Consider the following 24,244-nt stretch of genomic DNA (forward strand, 5'->3'; position numbering starts at 1 on the left):
TCGGTGGTGTGAGCGTTGGCGCGGGATCGGGCCGCGCTCAGTGCGGCGAGGGCTCGGGCGCGCGCGTGGCCGGTCAGCCGGCGAGGTGCGCGCCGAAGAAGCCGGTGAGTTCCTCGACCGCCGGGCCGACGTACTCCGGCCTGTCGTACAGGTCAACGTGGCTGGCTCCGTGGACCCAATACAGTTCTTTGGGTTCCCGCGCGCTGTCGAACGCCTCGGTGGTCATGTGCCGGGTGACCGCCTGGCCGCCGGCGATCATCAACAGGGGGCGCGGCGCGATCATGGCAATGAAACGGAACGGCTCGAAGGCGGCGATCCGGTCGACGCTCGACCAGGTGAACTCCTTAGCCGAACGAGGATGCCCGGCGCGGTCCGTACGGTAGTAGTCGAAGCCCTCGAAGCCGTGCTGCCCGCCCAGCGCCCGCGCCTCCTCGGCGGTCGCGGGGAAGATCGGAAAGCTGCCGACGCCGCCGCCGCTCGCTTCCTCCGTCCGGGCGCGCGCGGCGGCATCCAGCATCGACTGGATGACCGCTGAGTCCTGGGTGCCGTCGGCGCCCTCGCGGAACTGGCGACCGATGTCGGCGGCACTGACGGTCGCGACGGCGCGGATACGGTGATCGGTGGCCGCCGCCGGCACGACATAGCCGCCGGAGGCGCAGATGCCGAGAGCGCCGATGCGTTCCGGGTCGACCTCGGACCGGGTACTCAGGAACGACACCGCCGCCTTGAGGTCCTCGACGCGATGCGCCGGATCCTCAAGACCGCGCGGTTGTCCGCCGCTCTCGCCCTGGTACGCGGCATCGAAGGCGAGCGTGACGAAGCCCCGCTCGGCGAGGCTTGCGGCGTACAGGCCGGCGGTCTGCTCCTTCACTCCGCCGGCTGGGTGGCCGACCACGATCGCGGGCCGGGGGGCCACGGCTTCTTCGTCGGGAAGGTGGAGGCGCCCGGCAAGGGGGACGCCGGCACTGTCAAAGGTGACATCCGTGCTGTTCATGATCCCAGCGTCGAACGGGTGAAGCGGACGCACAAGCGGCGGATTCCTTCCCCCGGAACAATCGTGCCCTCCCACGCGAAGCGTCCTGCCGCGCACAATGGTGTGCATGACGCCTGCCCATGACACCGGCGAACTCGGCGCCTTTCTGAAGGCGCGCCGAGCCGAGCTGACACCTCGCTCGGTCGGCCTGCCCGAGAGCGGACGGCCGAGGAAGGTCGCGGGGCTCCGTCGCGAGGAGGTCGCGGGGCTGGCGGCGATCAGCGTCGACTACTACACCCGTCTTGAGCAGGGACGGGTGCCGGCGTCCGCCTCCGTCCTCGCCACGGTCGCCGCCGCACTGCGGCTCGACGAGGACCAGCAGGCGTACCTGTACAAGATCGCCGGGAAGACGGACGCACGGCCGCGGCGCCGGCGCACCCGCCAAAGCCCGCGCCCGGCGATGCGGCGCCTCCTCAACAGCCTGACCAGCACGCCGGCGATCGTGCTCGGCACCTGCATGGACGTGCTCGCCTGGAATCCCGCAGCCGCCGCGCTGTTCACCGACTTCGACGCCATCCCGCCGCGGCAGCGCAACTACGTGCGGCTCGTCTTCACCGATCCCGTGATCCGCGCGCTGCACACCGAGTGGGCACACGACGCTCGCGACGCTGTCGCCGCGCTGCGCATGGAGGCCGCCTCGGACCCCGACAACCCCGAGCTCGCGCGGCTGGTCGGCGACCTCGCCGTCATCGACCCCGACTTCCGTACATGGTGGGCCGATCGCCGCGTCAACGGGGCGACCTACGGCACAAAGCACTACCACCATCGGGTCGTCGGGAGCCTCACCCTGGACTGCGACACCTGGGCCAGCCCCGACGGCAGCGGCCAGCGGCTGATGGTGCTCACCGCCGAACCGGGGACCGCGTCGGACGACGCGTTGCGCATTCTGGCCTCCTGGGCAGCCCGCGACGACACCGGGACCGAGACTGGTCCCACGGCCGCCTCGAAGCCGACGACCTGACGAAGACCGCCCCGGCGTAGTCGTACGACGGCCCGAGGACGATGCTGCCGCAGTCCGACGAGCCCCACGCGGACGAGCAGCCGTCAGCTGCCGATGGTCTGCCAGAAGCCACACTGGTGTTCCTGGGTGAGATCGGCCGTTTCCGTCTTCCCCGGTTGCAGCGACTGGACGTGCTGGCCGCTTCCGAATCGGGGCCAGGGCGGCGCGCCGTGGCCGTTCGGGTCGCCCGTGTAGGCGAACTGGGCCCAGTAGCGCACCATCTGGACCGCCAGTTGCTGCTGGGCGGGGGTGGCCGGACCGGGGAGCTGTCGTCGGCGAAGAGGTACTGCAGTTCGCTGCCGTGGAAGGCCCCGGTGGGGAAATTGGGTTTCTTGAGGGTGCTGAACCAGGGAGCTTTCTCGTCGTCGAACTCGTAGGCGTAGGTCGGCACTTGCCGGTCCAGGGCCCGGTCCCGGTCGAGGGCCGTGCATCCCCAGGCCCAGTCGCCGACGACCTGTGGCGAAAGCCTGTTCCGGGCTCACCGGTAGTACGCCTCCGCCGACCGTCGGTCCGGACCCGAGTTCGTAGTCGGACCATTTGACGAGCTCATCAATCGGTACGTCGCGTAGGCAGGCCGCCGCTGTCCGGAGGTCGGAGCAGCCGACCTCGGCCGCGACGTCAAGCCCGTGGCGCGCGCGCTCGGCGCGCGGCAGCGGGAACCAGGTCGGCGGGCCCGGTGACCATTTGCGTCCCGTGCACTGGGCACGTCCGTCGAGCGATCAGGACCTCGATCCCGTCCAGGATCCGGGTCAGGCCGAACTCCACGTCGTCGTCGCCGATGGCGTCGTCGTATGCGTCGCGCGTCATCATGGACGCCAGAATGGGATATCCGTGCTCATGCCGCTGAACTGCCGTTCAACAAGCGGGAAATTGGTCCCCCCGGCCGCTGGTACGACCACGCGCCCGGCTGAGCGCTGTAGTTGGCGGACGAGCGGCGTCAGACGCCGTCGAGACGGTCGAGCAGTGCCCGAGCTTCGACGGTCCGGCGGTGGACAGGACCGAAGGAGGCCAGGCAGGCATCGTGAGCGCTGCCGGCCCGGTCGCGGGCTTCGGCCTCGCGACCCAGCCCCAGGAGGGCGGTAGCCACGACAAGCTCCACGGAGCCAACCTCCTGACCGCGCTGCTCCGGGGGCAGACCTCGGTGCAGGGCGTCGGCGCTCGCAGCCTCGGCGAGAGCTTCCTCGTAGCGGGCCTGCCCGTTGAGGCTGCGGGCCAGTCCGAGCCGCAGGACCAGGAACAGCCGGTCCGGTTCGCGATGCGCGGCCAACGCCTCACGGGCCAGCGCCTCGGCCTCCACGTGGCGTCCTTGCGCGTTGAGGGCGAAGACCAGTCCGTTGCCGGCTGCCGCCGCCACGAGCCGCATCTCCGGACCCGTCCCGCCGGTCGCGGCCCGGACAACGGCCGCACACTCCGCCTCGCACTCCGCGTACCGGCCGAGTGCGGCCAGCTGCTGAGCGCGGTCGGAGCGCGACTTCAGGGTCTGCCAGTGACCGGCCCCGAAAAGCCTGCCGAAGACCGGCAGAGCCTCGTCGTACGCGGCAAGAGCCTCGGCATGGCGGCCCTGGGCGCCGACCGAAAGCGCGACAATGCTCAGCGCCAGCGGCACATCCGTATCGTCACGCCGTCGCGACCCGGCCACGGCGCTCGCCTCGGCCTCCGCCTCGGCATAACGCCCGGACTGATACAGAGCCGCGGCCCGAGCCACAGGAGTCGGCTTCGCAGGTCTGACGCGCGATCGGAAGAAATTCATGCCACGGAGCGTATGGGGAGGCCTCATGTCGTTCGCCGACGGGTCAGCCAATGCGCCTTGCCACGACGCCGGCTGAGCACGGCGACCGGCGATTGGCGCCAACTACAGGGCCCAGTCACACAATTCCGGGCAGACCCGCCTGTTCGTGGTTCATGCCGGCCGACTGCACGCCCGCTTCCGCCCGCCGCATGCCGGTACAAGCGGCCCGGCCCCTCACCGGCGTCGGCGATACACCGTGCGGCGCCTCATGAACGTGACGGCCGGCACGGCCAGGACCAGCAGGATGACCATGCCGCCGCCCACGAGCCACGCCAAGGAGTTGGCTCTGGCCCGTCGGCGCTGCTCTTCGACGGTCTCGAAGCACTCCAACTGCCCGCCGGAGAAGCAGTACGGGCTGAAGTTGCGGATACTCCAGATGCCGAAGCCGACAAGCGTCAGACCCACGGCCACCCCCAGGCACCATGACATGACCAGGACCGCTGTCCTCCAGCCCTCGCCGAGCGACACCAGCCAGGTGCCGAGAACGCACACGAACATGATGACCAGAACAGTGATCAGGGGAATCAGCACGGAACCTGCCGCTATCCCTACCGGGACCGCCATCATCGACGCGACGAGCGACCAGTAGATGCCCAGCTTCGCACCGCGACCCACTGCAGCGTTCACCCGTCCGGCCACGCGTGTCTCCCCTGTGATCGCTCTCGCCGGATCGCACCCGGATCGCACCCGGACGAGCTGGCCGCTCGCCGCCGGGGGCGACCATAGTCACGGGCGGCGGGAGGGGTCCCGCAGCCCTTCGTCACGACGAATGTCGGTCACAGCGAGCTCTCCCATCCGCGGCTTGCGCGGCGCGAGAACCGTCAGCGGATCGCCGCGACCAAGGCGTCGATGGCGCTGTGCTGGCGGGCCCCGTCCGCCCTGTCGTAGGGGCCACTCCAGTGGTAGCCGTAGAAGTCACCGTTGCGGTCAAGGGTGTTCAGGGAGTCGGCCTGCTTGTCGATGAAGGTGTTGTACGGGTGGTTGGGCAGAGCGCGGTTGAGCGTGCCGAGGTTGCGCATGAACGCGCCCTTGAAGGAGGGCTGGTCGCCGTTGGGGTCCGCGTCCTGGTCGTTCGGTTCCGACAGGATGCCGCCGGGCGCGAGTACGGGAGACGTGACCACGGCGTCGGCGATGGTGCGGGCCTGCTTCAGGAAGGCGGTGTCGCCGGTGGCCCGGTGCAGTTCGGCCAGACCGCCCAGGACGACGCCTTGGTTGTACGTCCAGGTCGTGGTCAACCCCGTATTGACGCAGGAGGTGTTGAGGCCGTCGTTGACGAGGTTGTCGCCGTTGATGAGCTTCTTGTCCTCGAACCAGTGCCAGACGTTCAGGGCTCGCCGGAGGTGGGTGGTGTCGCCTGCCAGCCTGTTGTGGATGCCCGCGGACAGTTCGATGAACAGCTCGTTGGTGATGGTGTTCTTGAACTGACGGGGATAGTTCCACCAGATGCCGCCGCCGCAGACGTCGTCGTGGTAGCTCCACATGTGGTTGGCGTCCGCGATGGCTGTCTTCAGGTAACGGGGGTCCTTGGTGAGGTCGTAGGCACGCAGCCAGGCCAGGCCCCACCATCCGGTGTCGTCGAGGTAGTCGTTGCGGAACTGGCCGTCGTACTTGTCGACGTTCTTCGTGTAGATGTCGGCGGCCAGCTTCTTGAAGTCGTGGCCTCCGGTGTCCCCCGGGGCCCGCCAGTAGTCGAGCACCGCCTGGAGGTCGTTGGCGTTGGTCCACCAGCCGGTGGTGTCGAACTGCCCTGTGCCGGTGTTGTACCAGCTCAGCAAGCCGTTGACGGCGGCGGTCGCGTCGGCGTGCCGCTGGTCCCCGTGATCGCCGGCCGCGGGCTGCGCGGCGGCGGGCTGTACGGACAGGAGACACAGGCTCAGGGCGGCTGTCACACTCAGGAGCGGAAATGAGCGAATGCGCGTCATGTGAGTTCCTTCGTTTCATGAGGTGGGGGAAGCGCCGCGGGCCGGCCGCCGGTGCGGTTACCGCACGGGGCGCCTGGAGCAGCCGGTCACACGGGCAGCGGGGTGGCGCCCCAGCGCTGCGACCAGTCGTAGGCCAGCTCCTCGCCCTCGCCGGTGCGCCAGTGACGCGGCGCCGTGGTCGACTGCCAGTCGAGGGGTTCCACGCCGCCCGGGGTGCCGCCGTCGAGTGCCAGGCGGACCGCCGCCGCGAGGTCGGCATCCGTGCGGTCGGTGCGGGCGGCGGGATCGACGGAGACGAAGAGGGCCGTTCCGGAGCGGGCGACGAGGTCGAGGAACTGCCGGTTGAGCTCCCAGTCGGTGGCCGGGGTGCAGGGCACACAGTCGGCATCCACCGCGTACAGGTTTCCGTGGTGGGCCAGCCGGAAGGCGAGCGTGTTGACTCCCATACGGCGGGTCCGCTCCCAGTCCTTGCCCGAGGTGTCGTCCCCGGCCCGCTGCACCTGTACCAGTCCGGCCGAGAGATGGCCGATCGTGTTGCAGCCGATGATCAGTGTGTCTCCCGCCGCCTCGGCGACGGTGCGGTAGAGGTCGACCAGGATCTCCGCGCTGGTGCGCCCCCGGTCGGCCAGGGCGAGGCCGGGTTCGGCGAGCACCGCGGGCGCGTCGCCCGCGAACCGGCCGAAGACGTCGTAGGTCGAGAAGTCGTGCTTGATCAGCTCGTAACCCCAGCCCCTGAAGCGGGTGATGTCCTCGGCCACGGTCTCCAGGGCGGCCGGCAGCGACGGGTCGAGCGGGTGGCCGCCGTCCCGCATGACGCCGGGACGGGTCGCGCGGGTCGGGGTGCGGGACAGCAGGGGGCGGAACCACAGTCCTGGCCTGGCTCCGGTTGCCTTGATCGACGCGGCCATGCCCGCCATGTCGTCGAAGAGGCCGGGCAGTCCCACGTCCCAGGGGCCGCCGGGTGCGCTGCCGCCCCCCTCGGTCCAGCCGTCGTCGATCACGCAGTACGGCTGTACGGGGTGACCATCGGCGTAGGCGACGAGGGTCCTGGCGTCGCGCAGGACCGCATCGGGGCCGAAGTCCCTCCCATACGCGTAATACCAGTTGTTGCTGCCGACGACGGGGGTGGCCGGCAGCAACGGGTCCGGGCTCATGCGTGCGCAGAGGGCGGCGTGTGCGGCGTACGGTGTGGCCGCCCGGGCGGTGACGACGGTTGCCGCGCGCAATTCGCGCTCCCCGGGCAGGACCGGGAGGCCGCCGCTGCGGACGTCCAGCCAGAGGGTGATACCGCTCTCGTCGACCGTCCAGGAGCAGAGCGCGCCGGCCCGGGTGCGCACCCCCCACCCCGTGGTCGAGCCGCCGGGGGCGTCGCTGACGAGGGCGTACCAGGGAAGGGCACGTTCCGGCTGAAGGGTGCGCCACTGGAGGTCTCCGTACCCACGCTCCCAGGCGTCGCCGAGGACCAGGGCGCCGGGGGCCGGCGTCAGCCGCCAGCGCAAGGCGATGTGGGAGAGGCCGTCGGGTCCGGCCGTGGCGGTGACGGCCAGCCCGCCGTCGGTGTCGTGGGAGGCGCGTACACGGACCTGTCCCGTGTGCCACTCCCCTGCTGCCGCGGCGCGCGCCGTGCGCGGTGCGGTGTCGTGGGTCATCACGTGGACCGAGTCGGGCAGGGGCACCTGCGCTGTCATGTCACTTCACCTCGTGCGGGGAGTCGGGGCGGTACAGACGGAGCGTGAGGATCTGGAACGGGCCGAGCTCCACGGGGAAGCGGTCCCCGTCGGCCGTGGCGCCGTCGGCGGCTGGGCGTTCCAGCAGGTCGGTCTCGGCGATACGGACGACCTGGAAGGCGGCGTCGAGGTGTGTGCTCGCCCGGCCGCCCAGCGCCTCGTAGAGGCGGACCACGACGTCACCGCTGCCGTCGTCGGCGAGTTTGACGGCCTCGATGACCACGGCCGGATGGTCGACGGAAACCAGGGGCACGACGGGCGTCCCGCTGAGGCGCCGCTCGGGGAGGTTGGCGTGGTACCCCTCGCGGACGGCGTCCGCGATGTCGGCGCCGGGCGCGAGGGCGTAGCGCAGGACGTGCCTGCCCTGGTCGGCCTCCGGGTCGGGCGAGAGGGGTGCCCGCAGCAGCGAGAGCCGGACGGTGGTGACGACGCCCTTGCCGACCGCTCGGTCGTCGCGGGTGACGTCATGGCCGTAGGTGGCCTCATTGACGAGCGCGATGCCGTAGCCGGGCTCGGCCACGTGCAGCCAGCGGTGCGCGCAGATCTCGAACTTGGCGGCGTCCCACGTGGTGTTGGCGTGGGTGGGCCGGAACACGTGGCCGAACTGGATCTCGGCGGCCGACCGGTCGGCCTGGACGTCGAGGGGGAAGGCGGCCTTGAGGAGCTTCTGCCTTTCGTGCCAGTCGAGTTCGGCAGTGAAATCGACGCGCGCGGCGCCGGCGCGCAGCGCGATGGTCTGGACGACAGTCGAGGCGCCGAAGCGGCGTTCGACCCGAACCTCGGCGCTGTCCGTACCGGCACCATGGACGGTGAGGCCGTCGACGTCGGTGAGGTCGGTTACCGAGTTGCGGTAGAACTCGTCGACGTCCCACGCGTCCCACTGGTTGGGGGTGTCACGGTGGAGCTGCAGGAGGTTGGCCGGTGCTCCGGGCGCCACGACCTCGCGCCCGGCCCGGTGATCGTGGACGGAGACGACAAGTCCGCGCCCGTCGACCCGTACGCGCAGCAGGCCGTTGTCGAGAGTCACAAGGCCGTCGTCGGAGGTCACGGTGACCGGGCCGGTGGCAGCGGCCGTGGGGGCGACGCCCAGGGCGGGCACCCCCGCTCTGGCGTGCGGTGACGCGTTGGCGACGAGTTCCGTCGCCGGGTCGCCGTCCTCCGTCAGCACGCTCAGGGAGCCGGCGATCAGCCGCTCCAGCTCCGCTGCGGCGCGGGCGTACTGCTCCTCGGCCTCGCGGTGCACCCATGCGATGGACGAGCCGGGCAGGATGTCGTGGAACTGCTGGAGCAGGACCGTCTTCCAGATCCGGTCCAGCGCCTCGTACGGGTACGGCGCGGCGCGGCGCACGGCAGCGGTCGCGGCCCACAACTCCGCCTCCCGCAGGAGGTGTTCGCTGCGCCGGTTGCCCTGCTTGGTGCGGGCCTGGGAGGTGTAGGTGCCCCGGTGGGACTCCAGGTACAGCTCTCCCGACCAGACGGGTGGCTGCGGATACTCGGCGAGCGCCTTGGCGTGGAAGGAGGCCGGGGAGTCGAAGTCGACGCGGGGCGAGCCCTCCAGGTCGCGCAGCCGACGGACGCGGGCGAGCATCTCGCGGGTGGGGCCGCCACCGCCGTCGCCGTGTCCGTAGGGCAACAGGGAATGCCGGGCCTCGCCCTGTTCGGCGAAGTTGCGGGCGGCGTGATGCACCTCGGCGCCCTTGACCTCGGAGTTGTACATGTCGGCGGGCGGGAAGTGGGTGAACATCCGGGTCCCGTCGATGCCCTCCCAGCGGAAAGTGTGGTGCGGGAAGCGGTTGACCGTGTTCCAGGAGATCTTCTGGGTCAGGAACCACTCGGCGCCCGCGAGCCTCATGATCTGCGGCAGCGCGGCGCTGTAGCCGAAGGAGTCGGGCAGCCACACTTCGCGTGGTTCGATGCCGAACTCGTCGAGGAAGAAGCGCTTGCCGTGGGTGAACTGGCGTACCAGTGACTCACCGCCGGTCAGATTGCTGTCGGACTCCACCCACATGCCGCCCACGGGCACGAAGCGCCCCTCGGCGACCTTCTCCTTGACCCGCGCGTACACCTCAGGGCGGTGCTCCTTGATCCAGGCGTACTGCTGGGCCTGGCTCATGGCGAAGACGAAGTCCGGGTCGCTGTCGAGGAGATCGACGACATTGGCGCAGGTCCTCGCGACCTTGCGGACCGTCTCACGCACCGGCCAGAGCCACGCCGAGTCGATATGGGCATGGCCAACGGCGCTGAGCCGGTGGGCGCTGGCGTGCGCGGGGGCAGCCAGCACTGAGCGCAGGCAGGCGCGGGCGGCGGGGGCGGTGGGGCCCACCTGTTCGGGGTCGAGGGCGTCGAGGCAGCGCTCCACAGCGCGCAGGATTTCGGCGCGGCGCGGGTCGCGGTCGCCGAGTTCGGCCATCAGCTCCGAGAGAACCTCGAGATCCTGGACGAGTTCCCACACCTCGTCGTCGACAACCACAAGGTCGAAGGCGGCGGTGCGGTAGAGGGGTTCACCGGAGGAAGTGAGCCTGTCGCCCTCGGGGCTGGGCCGGAAGTCGAAGCCGCCTTCGCCGGGAGTGCCGATGACGGACAGGTTGGCCGCGGCTTCGATGTGAAGGTCGATGTCCTCGCCACCGAGGGCTGGGGCGGCGACCGGTATCCAGTCCGAGTAGGGATTCAGCCCCTTGAGGGCGGCGCCGTCGGCGGTGTAGGCGAGGCCTTCCGCCTGGAAACCGACGGAGGAGCGGTCGAAGCCGAGATCCGCGTGGATCTCGACGTGCCGCCCCGCCCATGCGGGGGGCACGGTGCCGCGCAGCCGGAACCACGTGGTGGACCAGGGGCGGCCCCAGGGTTCGCCCACCGAGGTCGGTGTGTGGTCGGCGCCGAGGGCATCGGCGACGGGTACGGGCTCGCCGGGGGCCTCCCACACGGCGACGTCGAGCGGCAGCCGCAGCGGATGTACGGCAGGGCGGACGCGCTCGCGCAGGGTACGGCTCAGACGGGCCTCCGTGGAGGCGCGGCGGTCATGCACGGTCGTGGCTCCCGAAACGCGTGAGGGACGTGGGCAGGGTGACGCGGCGGGGTTTCGCGGTGTCGCCCGCGATCCGGTCCAGCAGGAGGGCGGCGGCCCTCCTGCCGAGTTCGACGGCGTCGTAGGTGACGAGGGTGAGAGGCAGGGACAGCAGTTCAGCCATTTCCATCTCGTCGAAGCCGGTGATCTCGACGGGCCGGCCGGAGCGGTGGACGGCGGTGGCGGCCCCGACGGTCATGCGGTTGTTGTCGGCGAACAGCGCGGTCGGCGGCTCGGGCGCGGCGAGGAGTGAGGCAGCGGCCTCCTGGGCCGAGGCCACGTCGTGGTTGTCCAGGCGCACCAGGGAGGAGTCCGGTTCGATGCCGTTGTCACGCAAGGCCTGGCGGTAGCCCGCGAGGCGTTGGGCGCCGGTGGTGACGTTCGACGCTCCGCCGAGGTAGCCGATCCGGCGGTGGCCGCGGGCGATGAGGTCGGCGGCGGCGCGGCGCGCGCCGCCCCGGTTGTCGAGGACGACGGCATCCGCCTTGACGCCGCGCGGTACGCGGTCGAGGAAGACCATAGGGGCCCAGCGGGAGATCTCGGCGTGCAGTTGCGCGTGGTTCTCGGGCCGGGGGACAAGGAGAATGCCGTCGACGCGGCGGCGCACCATCTCCTGCAGGACGTCGCGTTCGCGTGTGAAGTCGCGCTTGGTGGAGCCGAGCAGCACGAGGTGGCCGCGGGCCCTGGCGACCTCGTCGATTCCGTCGGCGATGGCCGCGGAGAAAGGGTTGGACAGGTCCTCGACGACCAAGGCGAGGGTCGAGGAGGTCTGGCCGGGGCGCAGGTTGCGGGCGAGCGCGTTGGGCTGGAAACCCATGCGCGCGACGGCTTCGGCGACCCGCTCACGGGTCGCGCTTCCCACGTATCTCTCGCCGTTGATCACGCGGGAGACGGTGCTGACACTGACCTGCGCGGCGCGGGCCACGTCCCGCATGGTGGGCTCGTCCCCCACGGTTCCTCCTCGTGTTCGCTGCGGACCTCGTCCCGCCCCTCGCGGCCTCCTGGCCGGCCCCAAGGGTTGACGGAAGATTTCCCTCTGGTTACGTTACCTGCGAACGTTATCAGAAAACGCTTTCTGATAACGATGTCAACCTCAACGGAGAGGGGAAGTCCTGTGCCCCAACTGTCAAGACGGGCCATGCTGTTGGCCACTGGCGGGGCGGTGGCGGGGGCGGGGGTCACGCTGAGCGGATGCAGCGTGCCGGGCAGCGGCGGAGGCGACAGGTCGCACACCTTGGCCCTGTCCAACCGCAATTCGAGCATGGTGCGCAACTTCAACATCTACTCGCCGGCCAGCACGATCGGCTCGCTCGCCAATTTCGTGTACGAACCACCGCTGTGGATCGTCGAGATGTCAGGCGGTGAAGCCCGCCCATGGCTGATGAAATCCTTCACCTGGCAGGACGGCGGTCACGCCCTGGAGCTGACCCTGCGCGAGGGAGTCCGGTTCTCGGACGGCCATCCCCTCACCATCGAGGACGCTCTGTACAGCTTCGAGCTGCCGCTGAAGCATCCGGAGACCAATATCGCAGGCGTGACCTACCAGAGGGCAGAGCGCTCGGGGCCGGACCGTGTGCGGCTGATCTGGGACCACCCGGCCTACCAGGAGATCGCTCCGCTGGGCACCATGAAGATCGTGCCCAAACGGCTGTGGGAGCAGCACCCGGTGACCACGTGGGCCAACCCGGAGCCGGTCGGCACCGGCCCGTGCGTCCTCGACACCTTTTCCACCGCGCAGGTCGTGATGCGGGTGCGCGACGACTACTGGGGCGGCTCGATGGCGCCCCAGCGCGTCAGCTTCACCACCGTCGGCGAGGACAACGCCAAGCTGCGCATCCTCGCGAACGAGCTGGACTTCGTGGACATATCCTGGGCCGGCGGGACCAAGTACTTCGACCGCCGCGACCCACAACGCAACGCCTACATCCCCTCCCCCAACGGCTCGTTCGCCGCGATCCTGTTCAACCACGCGAAGCAGCCGTGGGGCGACGTGCACGTGCGCCGCGCACTGAACCTGGCACTGGACCGCACGACAGTCTCCAAGCTCGTCGACTCCGGCCAGGGTCCTGCCAACGCTGCCGGGCTCGCCTCCAACGTCTTCGGCTCCGTACTGCTGCCCCGCTACGCCGGAGTACCGAAGCCGCAGGCCGCGGCCGCGCGGGCCGAACTGGCCAAGGGAGGCTGGTCGGTGCGCGGAGGCGCACTGACCCATCCGGACAAAGGCACTCATACGGTCAAGCTCGCCTGCTTCTCCGGCATCCCCACCCAGAGCATCCTCGGCGCGGCTCTGGCCGACCAGTGGCGGCGCCATCTGGGCGTCGAGGTGCAGCTGTCCGCGGTCAACGTCCCCACCCTCGTCGACCGGGTCAACAAGGGCGACTTCGACGTCCACCTCAGCACCCAGGGCGGCGGCTCCGTCTACAACCACTTTCACCTGCTGATGGACTCCAACACGGTCACGCCGATCGGCAAGGCCACCACCTTCAACATGATCCGATGGCAGGACGAGGAGACGGCGGCCCTCCTCAAGAAGCTCGCCGCCACGAACGATCCGGCCGAGATCGAGAGCGCCGCGCACGGGCTCCAGCGGATCCTGGCCGAACAGCTGCCACTCATTCCGCTCGTCTGGTCCTGCAACTGGGCGGCGCGCACCTCGGCCTTCTGGACGCACTGGCCTGCCAACAAGGGCGGCGACAGCGTACTCGGAGTCAACTCGGCCCCGGCCGCGGCCACTTTGCTGCACTCCCTGAAGGCGGTCCAGGCATGACGACGCATACCGCGCCCGCACCTGCGGCGGCGCCCGCACCCGCGGCGGCACCCACCGCCCGCGGCCGGCGGCATACCGCCCGCTTCAGGGAGCTGGGCAAGCGGCTCGGCTTCTATCTCATCGCGGCCTGGTCGGCGATCACGCTCAACTTCCTGCTGCCACGCCTGATGACGGGCGACGCGACCGGCGCCATCGTCCAGCAGATGCAGCAGAAGAACGGCGGAACCGTTCCGCCGGAGACCGTCGCCGCCATCAGCGAACTGTTCGGCGAGAAGGACTCCAGCCTGCCGGTCCAGTACGGCCACTACCTCTCCGAACTCGCCCACGGCAACCTCGGCCTCTCGCTCACCAACTTCCCGACACCCGTCTCCCAGCTCATCGGCTCGGCACTGCCCTGGACCCTCCTCCTGGTCGGCGCCTCCACCGTGCTGGCGTTCCTCCTCGGCACCCTGCTCGGCGCCCTGTGCGGCTGGCGCTCGGGAAGCAGGATGGACAGCATCCTGAGCCCGCTGAGCACCTTCTTCAGCTCCGTCCCGTACTTCTGGGTGGCGCTCTTCGCACTCTGGTACTTCGCCTTCCAGCTGCGCTGGTTCCCGCTGTCGGGCGGCGCCGATCCGAACACCGCGCACGGCTCGCCGGCCTACTGGCTTTCGACGCTGCACTACGGGCTGCTTCCTGCCCTGACCATGGTCTTCTCGGGCTTCGGCGGCTGGCTGCTGGGGATGCGGAACATGACGCTCACCACCACCAGCGAGGACTACGTGCTCCTGGGGCGCGCCAAGGGCCTGTCCAGGTCCCGGGTGTTGTTCCGGTACTCGGCCCGCAACGCCCTGCTGCCGACCTTCACCAGCTTCGCCCTCGCCATCGGCTCGGTGATCGGTGGTGCGGTGGTCACCGAGACGGTCTTCGGCTACCCCGGCATGGGCAGCCTGCTGGCCGGCGCGGTCAGCAACCGCGACCTGCCACTGATGCAGGGAATCCTGCTGTTCACCACGCTCGCCGTGCTCATCGCGAACTTCGTCGCCGACAGCGTGTACGTCCTGCTCGACCCGCGCACCCGCGGCCAAGGCTGACCGCGGCCGAGGAGAAGAAAGACAGCCATGCGCTCCCGTACGAGAATGCTCCGCAACCGCAAGGTCCAGGTCGGCCTGGTCATCTTCGCCCTCTGTGTGCTCGCGGCACTGTTCGGCCCGTGGATCAACGACGCGGTGCTCGGGCGCAGCCCCACCGCCCTCAACTACCTGGCCGTCAGCAAACCGCCGAGCGGCGCCCATCCGCTGGGCACCACCGCGTCCGGCCAGGACGTGCTCGCCGAGGTCATCGCGGGCGCCCGGGGCTCCCTGCTGGTGGGGCTCGTCTCCGCGGTCATCGGCACCGCGCTGGCGATCGTCTTCGGCGTCACCGCCGGGTTCTTCGGCGGCTGGACCGACACCGTGCTCAACTTCGTCACCAATCTCTTCATCGTCATGCCCGTCTTCGCGCTCACCCTGGTGGTGGCCGGCTACGTCGAGAACATCAGTGCCCTCAGCATCGCCGTGATCATCGGTGTCTTCGGCTGGGCCGGCGGTGCGCGGACCCTGCGGGCCCAGACGATGAGCCTGCGCAACCGCGACTTCACCCAGGCGGCCCGAATGCTGGGCGAGAGCAGACTGCGCCTGGTCTTCGTCGAAGTCTTCCCGCTGCTCTCCGGCTGGGTCTTCGCCATGTTCCTGCACGCGATCATCGGTGGTGTCCTGGCCGAAGCCGGTCTCGCCTTCCTCGGCGTCTCGGACCCGGGCAATCCCTCCTGGGGCACGATGATCCAGAGCGCGCAGGAGCAGAACGCGATCCTCAACGGGCAGTGGTGGTGGTTCCTGCCGCCCGGTTTCTGCATCGCGGCCCTGGGGACCTCGACCGGGCTCATCAACTTCGGCATCGACGAGATCGCCAACCCACGGCTCGCCGCCGGCAGGCACACCTCCCGCCGTGCCGCCTCCCGGGTCCCCGCCCCGACCGCGGTGAGCTCGTGAAACCGACCGCCGCGGGTGCGAAGGAGTTCCACTCATGACCGCGACCACCGATCACCCGCCGTCTCCGGCGCCCGGCCCCTCGGCCGCCGAGCCCCTCCTCGACGTCCGTGGGCTGTGCGTCGACTACCTGGGACCGGGCGGCCCCGAGACGGACGTCCGCGCCTGCACCGACATCGACTTCACGCTGGGCAGGGGCGAGATCTTCGGGATCGCCGGTGAGTCCGGGTCCGGCAAGTCCACCCTGATCACCGCCCTCGCCAGACTGCAGCGCCCACCCGCAACGACCACGGCGGGCCGGATGCTGCTGCACGGCGCCGACGGCGCCGCCGTCGACCTGCTGTCGCTCTCGGAACGCGAGCTGCGGCGGCTGCGCTGGGACGACATCGCCGTCGTCCTTCAGTCCGCGATGGACGCGCTCAACCCCGTGATGCGCCTCCACGCGCAGTTCGCGGACGTCCTGCGCGAGCATCGAAAGGGCATAAAGCGCGATGAACTGGACGCGCGGATCACCGAACTGCTCAGCATGGTCGGCATCACCCCCGACCGGGCCCGCGCCTATCCGCACGAGCTGTCCGGCGGGATGCGCCAGCGCGCCTCCATCGCTCTGGCTCTCGCCTGCGAGCCGTCCCTCGTCATCATGGACGAACCGACCACCGCCGTGGACGTCGTGATGCAGCGTCAGATCATGGGCCAGATACTGCGCCTGCGGGACCGGATCGGGTTCGCCGTGGTCCTCGTGACCCACGACCTGTCGCTGCTGCTCGAGGTCGCCGACCGTATCGCCATCATGTACGCCGGGCGCATCGTCGAGACGGGAGCGGCCACGAGCCTCTACCTCAGCCCCGAACACCCCTACACCCAGGGCCTGCGCGACTCCTTCCCTCCCCTGCACGCCCCTCTTCAGGTGCTGCACGGGATTCCCGGTACACCACCGGACCTCAAGCAGCTCCCGGACGGCTGCGCGTTCGCGCCACGCTGCGCCCACACCTTCGACCGATGCCGCACGGAGCGCCCGCTGCCCGTCCTGCGCGGCAGCCGCGTCACGGCCTGCCACCTCCCCGAGGCCGAGGGCACAACGCAGCCGGGGCACGAGCCGCCCTCCCCCGACCAGGCAGCCGAGGAGACCACCCGATGAGCACGGAACGGACAGCGACCGAGGAGGCCCCGGTCCTGCGGGCCATCGACGTCACGAAGCATTTCGAAATGCCGGGCGGCGCGCGCGTGCACGCCGTCGAGCACGTGGACGTCACGCTGCGCCCCGGCCGCATCGTCGCTCTGGTCGGAGAGTCGGGCTCGGGAAAGACGACCGTGGCCCGGCTGCTGGCGAGGATGTACGCGACCACGTCCGGCACGATCGAGCTGAACGGCGAGCCGGTCGCCACCCGGCGCGCGCCGGGCCGCGACTACCACCGACAGGTCCAGCTCATCTTCCAGGACCCCTTCGGCTCCCTGCACCCGGGCCACACGATCGGCTACACGCTCCAGCGCCCGCTGCTCATCCACCGGCACGCCAGAACCAAGGCGCAGGCCCGCTCGCTCGCGGCGGAGCTGTTGGAACAGGTGGGTCTCACGCCGGCCCAGGATTACCTGTCCAAGCTCCCGCACTCCCTGTCGGGCGGTCAGCGCCAGCGCGTGGTCATCGCCCGCGCGCTCGCGGTGCGGCCCTCGGTGCTGCTGGGCGACGAGCCGATCTCCATGCTCGACGTATCGATCCGCCTGGACATGCTCAACCTCCTCGGCAAGCTCCGTGACGAACGGGGCCTCGCCCTGCTGTACATCACGCACGACATCGCCTCCGCCCGTTACCTGTGCGACGACGTGCAGGTCATGTACGCGGGGCAGATGGTCGAGGGCGGCCCCAAGGACGCGGTGATCAACACACCGCGCCACCCCTACACCCGGATGCTGGTCGAGGCATCCCCCGATCCGGCCCGGCGCATCACCGTGAACCGGGCCACCGCGTTCGACGAGGGCGAGACGGCGGGCGAGCCTCCGAACCTGACGGACCCGCCCGCCGGTTGCCGATTCCATCCACGCTGCCCCTTCGCGATGGACGAGTGCCGCACCTCGTTCCCGCCGCGCACCGACCTGGGCGGCGGCCACTGGGCGCACTGCTGGCTGCACGACAAGGGCCGCGGCGCGGAACTGGCCGCGCCGCTCAAGGGCTTGGAAACGGGCCGGCCGCAGGTCGCGGCCGGCTGACGAACGGCCGGCCGCGGCCGGGCACCACGGGGTCCGTGGTACCCGGCCGCGGCCGGCCGTCGAGGATCGGTGGACCGGAGGCTCAGGCGCCCGGCAGGTCGTAGGTGTCCAGTCGGCCACACATGCCGTACTTGCCGCGTACGGCGGGGGTCCGCGCGTGCACGGCGGCCTCGGCGAGATGGCTCACATCACCTGCGGCCAAGTGGTCGAGCTGTGCGCCCGTCGCCCTGACGGCCCGCAGCGCGCCGCGTTCCCAACGCTCGCGCCAGTCCGCGAGCCGCGGCAGGACCAAGGCGGCCGCGGCCTTGTGGAAGGCGCGCAACGGTCCAGGCTCCCCCGCCTCGGCGGCGGCGCGCAGAACGGCGAAACCCTCGACAGCCAAGTCACGGCGGCGCCGCGCGGCCGCCTCCGTCTCCTCGGCGGGCAGGGCGACGGCCGCGGCGTACGTGCGCGGATCGAGGTGGGCGGGCGGCAAGGTGAGAACCGCGTCGCCCGCCTCCGGAAGACCGTTGTTCTGCATCAGGACCGTGATGCGTAGCTCGTCCTCGTCGACGAGTCGGTGGATCGTGCCCGGCGTGAACCAGACCACGGACCCGGCCGCCAGTGGCGTCGAGGTGAAACCGCGGCTCGTGATCGTCTGCACGGCGCCCCGACCCGACTCCACCACGTACCCCTCGGTGCAGACCAGATGCAGATGAGGGCTGCCGCCGCAGTGGCCGTCCGCCGCCTCCCAGTCGTAGACGGAGAGATGGGAGACGCCGACGGCGCCCGGCAGGCCGTCGAAGCTCACCATGTCTGCTTCGCGAGATAGGAGGCGATGTCTCCGCGTTCCCACTGGCCGTCCGCGACGACGACGCGGTAGCGCCGGACGAGCGTGTCGCCGGGCACCAGGACCAGTTCTTCGTAGAAGGCCCAGGAGGGGGCGACGGCCGCGAAGGGGTCGTTGCGGACGAACCAGTGCGCGGGATGCGCGCCGTGCTCACCGGTGTGATCGTTCTCGGGGGCGTGGGCGAAGACTACGGTCGCGTGCCCGTCGACACCGTCGAACTCACCCCTGAACGCGAGCCACGGCGACTGCGTGCCCATGACCTCAGCGCCTTCGGCGTCGGCGGTCAGCACCCGGCCGTCGCGGAAAGCGCGCGGCCCGCGCCAGAACAGGCCTGTGTACCCGGCCAGTTCGCGGCCTTCGGTGGTCGGGCTGCCGAAGCGCAACGGCTCGTCGCGGAGATTGGTGACGGCGGTGGAGATGGTGAGGTGCCAGGCGCCCGAGCCCGGCCGCGGGACGGCTGCTTCGACGCGGCGCCGCTCGTCGGCCCACGCGGAGCCGTCGTGCGCACGCCAGGTCAGGCGCTCGGCGATGACCGCGAGGCCGTCCTGCGCACGCACGTCGTCGAAGCCCTCGTGGGTCATCGAGCCCACCCGGTCGGGCAGTTCGAGGTAGCCCTCGCCGTGCACGTAGGAGTTGCCGCCCCACAGGTTCTGTCCCGAGAGGTGGGAGGCCGTCACCTGGATGCCCTTGTGCCACCGGTGATCGTTGGGCCGGTAGTCGGTGACGACGCCGCCGGAGAGCGTGGCGAGGGGATGCAGGTACGGCTTGGGCGCCTCGAAGGCGGCTTCCGGCGCGTAGACGTAGGAGAGCAGGCGGGTGCCGTCGTGCGCCACGTCGATGCGTTCGCCGTGGAGATGAGTCAGTTTCACGCGGTGCCCTCCAGATCATTCATGGGTGCCCAGCCGGGGGTGCCTCCGTGCAGGACCGGGTAGAAGTCGTCGCCCGGCCCGATCTCGCCCGCGTGGACCGTGGCGTCGGTGAACGCCGACTTGTAGAGGGCCGAGACAAGTTCGAGCGTGGTCCTGCCGCCCGCCCCGCTCGTGCCGGGACGCCTGCCCGCGCGCAGGTCGTCGACGAAGGAACGTACCTGGGCCAGGTGCGAGCTGGGCTCGTCGGCGCCGAAGTCCCGCCACGCGGCGGCCGTCTCCTCGGGGACTCCGGGGGCGGGGCTGATGTGCCAGTCGGCGTTGGAGTGGCCGTACAGGTGGGTGACCTCCACCGTCGCGTATTCGCAGTCGATCCTGATGCGGCTGACCTCGTCGGGGCTCAGGACGCTGTTCACGACAGTGCCGAGCGCGCCGTTCTCGAAGCGGACAAGAGCGGTCGAGACGTCTTCGGTGCGCACGTCGTGGACCAGCCGGCCCGCCATCGCCTTGACTTCGTCCCACGGGCCGAGCAGGTCGAGCAACAGGTCCATCTGATGGATACCGTGCCCCATGGTGGGCCCGCCCCCCTCGGTCTCCCACTGCCCGCGCCAGGGCGCGGCGAAGTACGCGGCGTCGCGGTACCAGGTGGTCTGACAGTGCGCCACCAGCGGGCGGCCCAGCGCCCCGTCCCGCAAGAGACGCCGCACATGGCGTGGACCGGAGCCCAGCCGGTGCTGGAACACGATGGCCGCGTAGGGACCGTCGTCGCCCTCCTCGGCGCGCATCGCGTCGAAGTCCTCCAGGGAAGGGCAGGGTGGCTTCTCGCACAGCACCCACGCGCCGGCCCGCAGGGCGGAGATCGTCTGCTCCCGGTGCACCGAGGGCGGAGTGCAGAGCACCACCAGGTCAGGTTTCTGCTCGGTGAGCATGAGGTCGAGCCCCGTGTAGGGGTGCGGGATGCCGCCCTCCGCACAGAAGGAGCGGACGGACTCCTCGGACACGTCCACGGCGGCGACGACGTCCACCCCGGCGAGGGACCGGAGGGCGGGCAGGTGAGCTCCCCTCGCGATCCCGCCGGTGCCCACGACGGCAGCGCGCAGCGTCCGGTCGGAGCCTGGCGAATCGGTTACGGGTTCTGGACGTCCTGAAGAGCGGGACAGAGCGAACACCCCCACGGTGCGGTGTGATAGCAAGCGCTTTCTCCGTGAACCTACGAGCCGTATGAGAACGTTGTCAACCTCGACGCCGCCCCATCCTGGGAACGTTGCCAGAAAGTGGGTGCCGGGGGTCGACCCGCCCGTCCGGCCGCCCACCTCTCAGCGCTGTACGGCGCGGTCCTGCCAGCGGTAGAGGTCGCGCAGCAGAGAAATCTCGGCGCCGTGATGGATCAGTTCCCTGTTGACGTGCAGGACGATGCCCTCCACGGGAAACCGCTCGGGACCCACCGTGGGCGGATTGTCCAGGTCGGCGTCCGAGAGTTCGCGGACCCCCGCGTTCCATCTCCCGTACATCTCGTCGAGCTGTTCGAGCGCCTCGTCAGCGGTCCCCGCGTAGGCAAATGTCCGGAAGTCGACGTCCTGGCCGCCGAAGTGCCATCCGACCCGATAACCCAGACAGGAGACGACGATGTGCGCCAGCCGCCAGGCAATCGTGGTCACCGGCGACGGGACCGGGTCAGGGGACGCGGTGTCCATCGTCCATTCCCCCGAACCTGCCGACATCGGCGCGGCCGACGTGCCACGTGGGCGGATGCTCCAGCAGCCACGCACCGGCTCCCAGAAGTACTCCTCATCGGCAAGACCCTGCAGCCGCGGCCGCAGGTTCTTGTGCCAGTGCCGGTCCAGCTGGTCCGCGATTCGCTCGCTCCTTGTCATCTCCGCACAGTACATACAACGTAGACCTGGCAGCCGCGCAGCACCTCGCGGTCCGGAGTCAGCCGAACGCCCAACTCCGCCTGCGGCAGGCCCCCAACGCCGTTCAGACGTGCGCCTCCGGGGCCGCTAGTCGGCGTACGCCTCGATGCTCACCACTTGGGCGGTCGCTGTGCCCGCCGCGGTGTATCGGACGTAGCGCGCGGAGACAGGTGAGGCGGTGACCGTGGTGTTGGACGCTGCGGCTGCCGCGACCGGCGTGCCGAACGGTGTCCAGGTCTTGCCGTCGCGTGATACATCGATCCGGTAGGCGGTCGTCGCTCCGTGGGACTGGACGACCGTCCGGCACAGGGTCTTGGCCTTGCCCAGGTCGACGGTGAGGGTGGAGCCTGGGCCGGTCGCCTTCCACCAGGTGCTGGGGCTGCCGTCGACGGCGGCGACCGCGGGGAAGCTGAGGTCGGCCGTGGACGTGCTGACGGCCGTGCAGCGTGCGACATCCCGGGTCGGCGTCAGGTCGGGGCGCCGGGTGGGGATCGTCATGCTCTGGTGTCCGTGCAGCGTGGTCAGCCGGCCGGCGGCCGACACCGTCAGGGACCGGCCGCCGCGCATCGTCACCCGCGTCGTGTCATGACGGACGGAGATGTCGAAGGTGCTGCCGTGCCACTGGAGGCCGGTGATGTCGACACCCGGGATGTGCGGCGGGAGCATCGGGTCGACGGTGACCGCGTCGGTTTGGAACCGGAGGCCGGTGAAGCCGTACTGGAAGGCCTGCAGCACCCCGCCGATCCCGGTGGTGAAGGTGAACGCCCCGCCGGCGCGCGTCTCGGCGAACTGGTCGAACGGCGCGGCGATGAAGGGATCGAGGCCGCGCTTGAGGAACGTCTCGGTGACGCAGCCGGGGGTCCCGAGCGCGGCGCTGTCGATCAGGTTGATCGAGTCCGTCATGGACGGGCCGTTGATGTCGGTGCGGGGCGTGTAGTAGTCGAGGTCGGCCTGCGCCTGCTCGTCGGTCATCGGATAGGCCAACGGGTACTGCAGCATGACGGTGTCGGCCTGGTTGATCGTGTCGCCGCGGTACCCGTCGAACTCCTGGTGCACCCCGGTGGCCGGGTCGACGGGCACGCTCAGCCCGCCGGCGACCTGCGCCCACCGGGGATCGGGCTGTTCGCCGACGAGTTTCGCGGCCGTGACGGCGGTGTTCAGGCTGCTGATCGCACCGGCGTTGGTGTACGCGCTGTTGTTGACGTTGTCGTGGTTCTCGTCCGGGGACTGCACCCCGTTGAGGTCGTAGCCGCCCTGACCGTCGGGCGTGGCCCTGCTCGCCCAGAACTGCGCGACCGACTTGATCACCGGCCAGCCCTTGGTGCGCAGCCACTTCAGGTCTCCGGTGGCTTCGTAGTACTGCCACTGTGCCAGCGCGACATCGGAGTCGATGTGGATCTCGCGCGGGTGGATGCCCACGTCGGCTCCGGTGTCCGCGCTCTCCCAGGGGTACTGCGCGCCTTGGAAACCGTGCGAAGCGGCGTTCGCGACGGCCGCGGGCAGGAGCGCTTCGCGGTAGTCGAGCAGGTTCTTGGCCAGGTCCGGATGGCCGGCCAGGAGCGCGGGGTTCATCCAGGTGTCCGCGTCCCAGAAGACATGTCCGTTGTAGTCGGCGGAGGTCAGTCCGCCGGGAGAGGAACCCCAGGTGACGCCGTCGCGGACCGCGGAGAGCAGGTAGAACGCGCTGGCGCGCAACTGCTGTGTCAGGGACGGGTCTCCGGGAACGGTGATGTCGGACTGCCACAGGCGTGCCCACGCACGCGTGTGGTCGTTCTCCACCTGCCGCCATCCTCGTTGGGCGGCGTGTGCCGCGTAGTTCCGAGCCGCGGCCTGCGGGTCGGCGGGTCCGTTCGTCACCAGGGGCGCCGAGCCCTGTGCGGTGTCGTTGGAGGACGCGACGCCGACGAACTTCGTCGCCTGGTAGGTCTTTCCGGCTCTGACGTGGAGATCGGCGCTCTGGGCGAGCGAGTCGGCGGGCACGTCGGTGTACGGCTTGGTCGCCACGCGGTCGCCGTCGACGCGCAGTACGGACGAGAGCCCGGCCCGCATGCCGATCTGCTGCGTGGTGAGGCTCTCGCTCATCGTCGCCGACCTCCCGTCGACGTGTCCGGCCGAGACCTGCGTCAGGTTGACGGACTTGGCCAGCCGGTGGTTGGCCGGGAGGGTGTCGGCCCGCCCGTCGAACATGTCGATCACCGACAGGGGTCCGCTCCAGTTCACCGGGGTGATGTCGACCTGGGTGACGCCGAGATGGGCGTCGGCTTGGTCGACCAGTACCCGATAGGTCAGCCGGGTCGCCCGCCCCGCCGGCGAAGTCCACTTCAGCGAGGTGGTGATGATGCCGGCCCGGAGATCAAGGGACTGCCGGTAGTCCGAGGTCGTCCCCGTCGGCGCCGTAGCGGCCGGTGGTGTGTCCTGCGGGGACAGTGAGATCTCGTCCACGTTGGCCAGGCAGCTGTCGCCGGCGGCGCAGGTGACGGCCGCGGTGTTCGCACCGGAAGTGACGGGGACGTCGAGCGTGGCCGTCGCCCAGGTGTCCCAGGAACTGGTACCGGGCAACTGGAGCTGGACCGGGCCCGCTCCGTTCACCTGTGCGGTCAGCGTCTGGGCCTTACCGGAGCCCGCGGCGTAGCGGACCGTGAGGCGCGCGGTGCCCGCCGGGACGTCGGCCACGGTGACGGTGGAGGCGGCACCGACGGCCGGCTTCCCGAGGGGGCCGTAGCCGGCGACGAACCCCGTCCCCCCGAAGTTCTTGTGGCTCGTGTCGACGAACGCCCCACCGGACAGCTTTCCGGACTCCGCCTCGCAGACGACGCCGAAACTGCAGCTGCCCGATGCGACGTTGCCGTAGATCGCGCTGCCTTCGGAGATCCCCAGCGTGGACCAGGCCGGAATGTTCACGCGCTGCGGGGAGATCCCCGGCCCCTGCCCGTAGAAGCCCGCGAGCTGCGATTCGGTCAGCAACGGCGTGGCCGAGAAGCCGGCGCCCTCCGCGGGCACCCGGGTCGACAAGTACCCGTTGCCCAGGGGCGCCGAGGCGTAGTCGGTGGACGGATCGGTCGTGCTGAGCACCCAGCTCGCATCCGTCTTTCCCGTAGCCGCTGCTGCTGACGGCGGATCGAGAAC

Annotated in this window: 20 protein-coding genes; 6 read left to right on the forward strand and 14 right to left on the reverse strand. The window is 70.3% G+C overall.

The features are described from left to right. Positions 1 to 73: 73 nt before the first annotated feature. The gene (locus OHS57_RS01395; RefSeq protein ID WP_328580653.1) at positions 74 to 994 is read right to left on the reverse strand and encodes an alpha/beta hydrolase; all 921 of its coding nucleotides are present in this window, start codon (positions 992 to 994) and stop codon (positions 74 to 76) included. Positions 995 to 1,100: 106 nt separating this feature from the next. Here OHS57_RS01395 and OHS57_RS01400 point away from each other — a divergent pair, with 106 nt between their 5' ends. Next, a complete protein-coding gene (locus tag OHS57_RS01400) occupies positions 1,101 to 1,994 on the forward strand; it encodes a helix-turn-helix domain-containing protein (protein WP_328580654.1) in 894 nt (297 codons plus the stop codon). An 83-nt stretch (positions 1,995 to 2,077) separates the two neighbouring features. On the opposite strand, the gene OHS57_RS01405 is transcribed toward OHS57_RS01400, so the two are convergent. From OHS57_RS01405 to OHS57_RS01440, 8 genes are all read right to left on the reverse strand, one after another. Beyond that, the gene (locus tag OHS57_RS01405; RefSeq protein ID WP_328584985.1) at positions 2,078 to 2,464 is read right to left on the reverse strand and encodes a carboxylesterase family protein; all 387 of its coding nucleotides are present in this window, start codon (positions 2,462 to 2,464) and stop codon (positions 2,078 to 2,080) included. Between the two features lie 187 nt (positions 2,465 to 2,651). Next, a complete protein-coding gene (locus tag OHS57_RS01410; RefSeq protein WP_328580655.1) occupies positions 2,652 to 2,843 on the reverse strand; it encodes a hypothetical protein in 192 nt (63 codons plus the stop codon). Positions 2,844 to 2,970: 127 nt separating this feature from the next. After that, complete coding sequence (locus OHS57_RS01415; RefSeq protein ID WP_041999696.1) at positions 2,971 to 3,783, reverse strand: tetratricopeptide repeat protein; 813 nt, start codon at positions 3,781 to 3,783, stop codon at positions 2,971 to 2,973. Positions 3,784 to 3,996: 213 nt separating this feature from the next. Beyond that, a complete protein-coding gene (locus tag OHS57_RS01420) occupies positions 3,997 to 4,461 on the reverse strand; it encodes a hypothetical protein (RefSeq protein ID WP_328580656.1) in 465 nt (154 codons plus the stop codon). Between the two features lie 182 nt (positions 4,462 to 4,643). After that, positions 4,644 to 5,744 (reverse strand): glycoside hydrolase family 76 protein, encoded by a 1,101-nt coding sequence (locus OHS57_RS01425; RefSeq protein ID WP_052457474.1) that lies wholly within the window; start codon positions 5,742 to 5,744, stop codon positions 4,644 to 4,646. Between the two features lie 86 nt (positions 5,745 to 5,830). Next, complete coding sequence (locus OHS57_RS01430; protein WP_328580657.1) at positions 5,831 to 7,432, reverse strand: hypothetical protein; 1,602 nt, start codon at positions 7,430 to 7,432, stop codon at positions 5,831 to 5,833. Between the two features lies 1 nt (position 7,433). Continuing rightward, positions 7,434 to 10,493: an alpha-mannosidase gene (locus tag OHS57_RS01435; protein WP_328580658.1), complete on the reverse strand. Its 3,060-nt coding sequence runs from the start codon at positions 10,491 to 10,493 to the stop codon at positions 7,434 to 7,436. After that, entirely contained in the window at positions 10,486 to 11,484 is a 999-nt protein-coding gene (locus OHS57_RS01440; RefSeq protein ID WP_078864092.1) for a LacI family DNA-binding transcriptional regulator, read from the reverse strand. Before OHS57_RS01440 ends, OHS57_RS01435 begins: the two co-directional genes overlap by 8 nt. Before the next feature lie 186 nt (positions 11,485 to 11,670). Between OHS57_RS01440 and OHS57_RS01445 the strand changes: the two genes are divergently transcribed. From OHS57_RS01445 to OHS57_RS01465, 5 genes are read left to right on the forward strand one after another with little or no spacing between them, the layout of a single operon-like run. Next, positions 11,671 to 13,299, forward strand: a complete 1,629-nt coding sequence (locus OHS57_RS01445) for an ABC transporter substrate-binding protein (RefSeq protein WP_328580659.1) — start codon at positions 11,671 to 11,673, stop codon at positions 13,297 to 13,299. Beyond that, complete coding sequence (locus OHS57_RS01450) at positions 13,296 to 14,372, forward strand: ABC transporter permease (RefSeq protein ID WP_328580660.1); 1,077 nt, start codon at positions 13,296 to 13,298, stop codon at positions 14,370 to 14,372. Before OHS57_RS01445 ends, OHS57_RS01450 begins: the two co-directional genes overlap by 4 nt. A gap of 45 nt (positions 14,373 to 14,417) precedes the next feature. Beyond that, positions 14,418 to 15,308, forward strand: coding sequence for an ABC transporter permease (locus tag OHS57_RS01455; protein ID WP_328580661.1), 891 nt, complete (start codon positions 14,418 to 14,420; stop codon positions 15,306 to 15,308). Between the two features lie 34 nt (positions 15,309 to 15,342). Next, a complete protein-coding gene (locus OHS57_RS01460) occupies positions 15,343 to 16,443 on the forward strand; it encodes an ABC transporter ATP-binding protein (RefSeq protein WP_328580662.1) in 1,101 nt (366 codons plus the stop codon). Further along, complete coding sequence (locus OHS57_RS01465; protein WP_328580663.1) at positions 16,440 to 17,510, forward strand: ABC transporter ATP-binding protein; 1,071 nt, start codon at positions 16,440 to 16,442, stop codon at positions 17,508 to 17,510. Before OHS57_RS01460 ends, OHS57_RS01465 begins: the two co-directional genes overlap by 4 nt. Positions 17,511 to 17,592: 82 nt before the next feature. Here the strand turns inward: OHS57_RS01465 and OHS57_RS01470 are convergent, their stop codons facing one another. The 5 genes from OHS57_RS01470 to OHS57_RS01490 form a co-directional block, all read right to left on the reverse strand. Next, positions 17,593 to 18,303 carry a cupin domain-containing protein gene (locus tag OHS57_RS01470; RefSeq protein ID WP_041999678.1) on the reverse strand — a complete coding sequence of 237 codons (711 nt, stop codon included), beginning with the start codon at positions 18,301 to 18,303 and terminating at the stop codon, positions 17,593 to 17,595. Then, entirely contained in the window at positions 18,297 to 19,208 is a 912-nt protein-coding gene (locus OHS57_RS01475; protein ID WP_328580664.1) for a PmoA family protein, read from the reverse strand. Before OHS57_RS01475 ends, OHS57_RS01470 begins: the two co-directional genes overlap by 7 nt. Further along, the gene (locus tag OHS57_RS01480; protein WP_328584986.1) at positions 19,205 to 20,365 is read right to left on the reverse strand and encodes a Gfo/Idh/MocA family protein; all 1,161 of its coding nucleotides are present in this window, start codon (positions 20,363 to 20,365) and stop codon (positions 19,205 to 19,207) included. Before OHS57_RS01480 ends, OHS57_RS01475 begins: the two co-directional genes overlap by 4 nt. A gap of 156 nt (positions 20,366 to 20,521) precedes the next feature. Next, entirely contained in the window at positions 20,522 to 21,079 is a 558-nt protein-coding gene (locus OHS57_RS01485) for a DinB family protein (RefSeq protein WP_328580665.1), read from the reverse strand. A 126-nt stretch (positions 21,080 to 21,205) separates the two neighbouring features. Beyond that, positions 21,206 to 24,190 carry a discoidin domain-containing protein gene (locus OHS57_RS01490; RefSeq protein ID WP_328580666.1) on the reverse strand — a complete coding sequence of 995 codons (2,985 nt, stop codon included), beginning with the start codon at positions 24,188 to 24,190 and terminating at the stop codon, positions 21,206 to 21,208. Positions 24,191 to 24,244: the final 54 nt, after the last annotated feature.

Source organism: Streptomyces sp. NBC_00370 (genome assembly GCF_036084755.1).
In the GTDB taxonomy this organism is placed as follows: domain Bacteria; phylum Actinomycetota; class Actinomycetes; order Streptomycetales; family Streptomycetaceae; genus Streptomyces.

Coding starts and splice junctions, on each gene's coding strand:
- OHS57_RS01395 (WP_328580653.1), bottom strand. CDS start 994: ATGAACAGCACGGATGTCACCTTTGACAGTGCCGGCGTCCCCCTTGCC.
- OHS57_RS01400 (WP_328580654.1), top strand. CDS start 1,101: ATGACGCCTGCCCATGACACCGGCGAACTCGGCGCCTTTCTGAAGGCG.
- OHS57_RS01405 (WP_328584985.1), bottom strand. CDS start 2,464: ATGCACGGCCCTCGACCGGGACCGGGCCCTGGACCGGCAAGTGCCGAC.
- OHS57_RS01410 (WP_328580655.1), bottom strand. CDS start 2,843: ATGATGACGCGCGACGCATACGACGACGCCATCGGCGACGACGACGTG.
- OHS57_RS01415 (WP_041999696.1), bottom strand. CDS start 3,783: ATGAATTTCTTCCGATCGCGCGTCAGACCTGCGAAGCCGACTCCTGTG.
- OHS57_RS01425 (WP_052457474.1), bottom strand. CDS start 5,744: ATGACGCGCATTCGCTCATTTCCGCTCCTGAGTGTGACAGCCGCCCTG.
- OHS57_RS01430 (WP_328580657.1), bottom strand. CDS start 7,432: ATGACAGCGCAGGTGCCCCTGCCCGACTCGGTCCACGTGATGACCCAC.
- OHS57_RS01445 (WP_328580659.1), top strand. CDS start 11,671: ATGCTGTTGGCCACTGGCGGGGCGGTGGCGGGGGCGGGGGTCACGCTG.
- OHS57_RS01450 (WP_328580660.1), top strand. CDS start 13,296: ATGACGACGCATACCGCGCCCGCACCTGCGGCGGCGCCCGCACCCGCG.
- OHS57_RS01455 (WP_328580661.1), top strand. CDS start 14,418: ATGCTCCGCAACCGCAAGGTCCAGGTCGGCCTGGTCATCTTCGCCCTC.
- OHS57_RS01460 (WP_328580662.1), top strand. CDS start 15,343: ATGACCGCGACCACCGATCACCCGCCGTCTCCGGCGCCCGGCCCCTCG.
- OHS57_RS01465 (WP_328580663.1), top strand. CDS start 16,440: ATGAGCACGGAACGGACAGCGACCGAGGAGGCCCCGGTCCTGCGGGCC.
- OHS57_RS01470 (WP_041999678.1), bottom strand. CDS start 18,303: ATGGTGAGCTTCGACGGCCTGCCGGGCGCCGTCGGCGTCTCCCATCTC.
- OHS57_RS01485 (WP_328580665.1), bottom strand. CDS start 21,079: ATGACAAGGAGCGAGCGAATCGCGGACCAGCTGGACCGGCACTGGCAC.